Origin of the sequence: Aeromonas sp. s5 (assembly GCF_040907865.1) — a bacterium.
Classification (GTDB): domain Bacteria; phylum Pseudomonadota; class Gammaproteobacteria; order Enterobacterales; family Aeromonadaceae; genus Aeromonas; species Aeromonas dhakensis.
The window spans coordinates 1-3065 of sequence record NZ_JBFOCO010000003.1; the positions used below are offsets into that span (position 1 = coordinate 1).

A 3065-nucleotide genomic window follows, 5' to 3' on the forward strand; every position below is an offset into this window, starting at 1 on the left:
GAACACTTCTTGGGTGTTGTATGGTTAAGCCTCACGGGTAATTAGTATGGGTTAGCTCAACACGTCGCCGCGCTTACACACCCCACCTATCAACGTTGTGGTCTCCAACGGCCCTTTAGGACCCTCAAGGGGTCAGGGATGACTCATCTCAGGGCTCGCTTCCCGCTTAGATGCTTTCAGCGGTTATCGATTCCGAACTTAGCTACCGGGCAGTGCCACTGGCGTGACAACCCGAACACCAGAGGTTCGTTCACTCCGGTCCTCTCGTACTAGGAGCAACTCCCTTCAATCATCCAACGCCCACGGCAGATAGGGACCGAACTGTCTCACGACGTTCTGAACCCAGCTCGCGTACCACTTTAAATGGCGAACAGCCATACCCTTGGGACCGACTTCAGCCCCAGGATGTGATGAGCCGACATCGAGGTGCCAAACACCGCCGTCGATATGAACTCTTGGGCGGTATCAGCCTGTTATCCCCGGAGTACCTTTTATCCGTTGAGCGATGGCCCTTCCATTCAGAACCACCGGATCACTATGACCTACTTTCGTACCTGCTCGACCTGTCCGTCTCGCAGTTAAGCTGGCTTATGCCATTGCACTAACCTCCTGATGTCCGACCAGGATTAGCCAACCTTCGTGCTCCTCCGTTACTCTTTGGGAGGAGACCGCCCCAGTCAAACTACCCACCAGGCACTGTCCGCGAGCCCGATTCAGGGCCCTGCGTTAGAACATCAAACATACAAGGGTGGTATTTCAAGGACGGCTCCAGCGCAACTGGCGTCACGCCTTCAAAGCCTCCCACCTATCCTACACATGTAGGTTCAATGTTCAGTGCCAAGCTGTAGTAAAGGTTCACGGGGTCTTTCCGTCTAGCCGCGGGTACACCGCATCTTCACGGCGAATTCGATTTCACTGAGTCTCGGGTGGAGACAGCATGGCCATGGTTACACCATTCGTGCAGGTCGGAACTTACCCGACAAGGAATTTCGCTACCTTAGGACCGTTATAGTTACGGCCGCCGTTTACCGGGGCTTCGATCAAGAGCTTCGCTTGCGCTAACCCCATCAATTAACCTTCCGGCACCGGGCAGGTGTCACACCCTATACGTCCACTTTCGTGTTTGCAGAGTGCTGTGTTTTTGATAAACAGTCCCAGCCATCTGGTCACTGCGACTCCCGTCAGCTCCATCCGCAAGGGACTTCACCAACAAGAGCGTACCTTCTCCCGAAGTTACGGTACTATTTTGCCTAGTTCCTTCACCCGAGTTCTCTCAAGCGCCTTGGTATTCTCTACCCGACCACCTGTGTCGGTTTGGGGTACGATGACTTGTAATCTGAAGCTTAGAGGCTTTTCCTGGAAGCAGGGCATCAATGGCTTCCACACCGTAGTGTGTTCGTCTCGTGTCTCAGTGTTGTGTCTCCGGATTTGCCTAGAAACACCACCTACGCACTTTCACCAGGACAACCGTCGCCTGGCCCACCTAGCCTTCTCCGTCCCCCCATCGCAATTACAAGTCGTGCAGGAATATTAACCTGCTTCCCATCGATTACGCCTTTCGGCCTCACCTTAGGGGTCGACTCACCCTGCCCCGATTAACGTTGGACAGGAACCCTTGGTCTTCCGGCGAGGAGGCTTTTCACCCCCTTTATCGTTACTTACGTCAGCATTCGCACTTCTGATATCTCCAGCATGCCTCTCGACACACCTTCGCAGACTTACAGAACGCTCCCCTACCACTCACGCTTAGCGTGAATCCGCGGCTTCGGTGCCTGGTTTGAGCCCCGTTACATCTTCCGCGCAGGCCGACTCGACTAGTGAGCTATTACGCTTTCTTTAAATGATGGCTGCTTCTAAGCCAACATCCTAGCTGTCTGAGCCTTCCCACATCGTTTCCCACTTAACCAGAACTTTGGGACCTTAGCCGGCGGTCTGGGTTGTTTCCCTCTTCACGACGGACGTTAGCACCCGCCGTGTGTCTCCCGGATATTACTTACTGGTATTCGGAGTTTGCATGGGGTTGGTAAGTCGGGATGACCCCCTAGCCCAAACAGTGCTCTACCCCCAGTAGTATTCGTCCGAGGCGCTACCTAAATAGCTTTCGGGGAGAACCAGCTATCTCCGAGTTTGATTGGCCTTTCACCCCCAGCCACAGGTCATCCCCTAACTTTGCAACGTTAGTGGGTTCGGTCCTCCAGTTGATGTTACTCAACCTTCAACCTGCCCATGGCTAGATCACCCGGTTTCGGGTCTACACCTTGCAACTAGACGCCCAGTTAAGACTCGGTTTCCCTACGGCTCCCCTATACGGTTAACCTCGCTACAAAATGTAAGTCGCTGACCCATTATACAAAAGGTACGCAGTCACCCCGAAGGGCTCCCACTGCTTGTACGTACACGGTTTCAGGTTCTATTTCACTCCCCTCACAGGGGTTCTTTTCGCCTTTCCCTCACGGTACTGGTTCACTATCGGTCAGTCAGGAGTATTTAGCCTTGGAGGATGGTCCCCCCATATTCAGACAGGATGTCACGTGTCCCGCCCTACTCGATTTCACATCAAGGTTGTTTTCGTGTACGGGGCTATCACCCTGTATCGCCGGCCTTTCCAGGACCGTTCCACTAACTTCCAAGATGCTTAAGGGCTAATCCCCGTTCGCTCGCCGCTACTGAGGGAATCTCGGTTGATTTCTTTTCCTCGGGGTACTTAGATGTTTCAGTTCTCCCGGTTCGCCTCGTTACACTATGTATTCATGTAACGATACCCAGCTTATGCTGAGTGGGTTTCCCCATTCGGAAATCCGTGAGTCGTAATGTCTCTTACCGACTGCTCACGGCTTATCGCAGGTTAGTACGTCCTTCATCGCCTCTGACTGCCAAGGCATCCACCATGTACGCTTAGTCACTTAACCATACAACCCCAAGAAGTGTCGGTGAAACCGGCACAGCCTGTTGTCGTACAACAAGGACCAAATAAAATTTGGTTTTCGCCAAGAAGTTTCCAAAGCACTTGTAACAAATGTTTGAGAACTACTTTTTAAATCAGCTTTCCAGATTGTTAAAGAGCA

General features: G+C 52.7%; 1 rRNA gene. It reads right to left on the reverse strand.

The window, feature by feature from the left end:
* Positions 1-20: 20 nt before the first annotated feature.
* A 23S ribosomal RNA gene (locus AB5Y94_RS00660) occupies positions 21-2909 on the reverse strand.
* Positions 2910-3065: the final 156 nt, after the last annotated feature.